This is a genomic window from Arenibacter palladensis (assembly GCF_900129275.1).
In the GTDB taxonomy this organism is placed as follows: domain Bacteria; phylum Bacteroidota; class Bacteroidia; order Flavobacteriales; family Flavobacteriaceae; genus Arenibacter; species Arenibacter palladensis.
In genome coordinates this window covers 1-1,258 of the sequence record NZ_FQUX01000013.1, presented here as the reverse complement: position 1 = coordinate 1,258, position 1,258 = coordinate 1, and the positions used below count along the sequence as shown (strand labels likewise).

Below are 1,258 nucleotides of genomic sequence, written 5' to 3'. Positions count from 1 at the left end.
CCAATGCTCCAGTGGTCGCGTTCTGTACAAGTCCACTTCCAGCAACATCAGCATTGATCTTAGCAGCCGTCACGGCATCATCTGCCAGTTCATTGACTGTGATTCCACCTGTGGCCACGTCCAAAGTATAGGGACTTACGGTTGTACCTGCTCCTGAACGGATCAAAGTTCCATCGGTTGCGTTTGTTACCTCGTTGCCTATTACACCGTCATTTTCGGTTACTGTAACAGAACCTAAATCTACCAGAATCCAGTCGGTCCCGTCCCATTGCATTACCTGTCCGGAGGCCGTACCATCGGCTATGTTTTCCAATTGAACCGCATCATCGGCCAACTTGGCATTGGTAACCGCATCCGGGCCTAGTTTGGAATTTACTATGGAAAGGTCCTCTACCTTGAAAGGATCCAAGGTTGTGCCTAAACCGGTAATAGTTACTTGGTCGGCAAGAACTGCAAAGCTGGACTTGTCCACCCAAACCACGGTTCCAACGGCATCGGTAACCAATACCTTATCGTTACCACCACTCAATATGTTTTCTGTCTGTACCGCATTGTCCGCCAATTTAGCGTTGGTAACCGCATCGGCGCCTAATTTTGCAGTTACTATAGAAAGGTCCTCCACTTTGAAAGGATCCCCAGAGGTTCCAGCTCCCGTAATCGTTACCTGATCGGCTATAGCAGCAAAGCTCGACTTGTCGATCCACTCCACCGTACCAACGGCATCGGTAACCAATACCTTATCGTTACCTCCACTTAATATATTTTCTGTCTGTACTGCATTGTCCGCCAACTTTGCATTTGTAACCGCATCATCGCCCAATTTTACGGTAGTCACTGCTCCATCGGCCAATTTTGCCGTTACTATGGAAAGATCCTCTACCTTAAAGGGATCCAAGGTGGTACCCACTCCAGTTATAGTAATCTGATCGGCGATGGCATCGAAGCTGGATTTGTCCACCCAGGCAACCGTACCCACTACATCGGTAACCAACACTTTATCGTTGCCACCACTTAATATGTTTTCTGTCTGAACCGCATCGTCGGCCAGTTTTGCATTGGTCACCGCATCTGCAGCCAATTCTGTAGTCCCCACGGCTCCAGCTGCTATTTCAAGGGTAACATCTCCCAATAAAGCATTGGCATCGCCACCTACCGTTAGGTCCGAAGAAGTAATGTCACCGTCACCAGTGATCGCTGTACCGTCTACTTCCAATGCTCCAGTGGTCGCGTTCTGTACAAGTCCACTTCCAGCAACATC

The 1,258-nt window shown here is 48.9% G+C and carries 1 pseudogene; it reads right to left on the bottom strand.

What is annotated here, in order from left to right:
* A pseudogene (locus BUA60_RS23125) lies at positions 1-1,258 on the bottom strand (hypothetical protein); the annotation flags it as partial.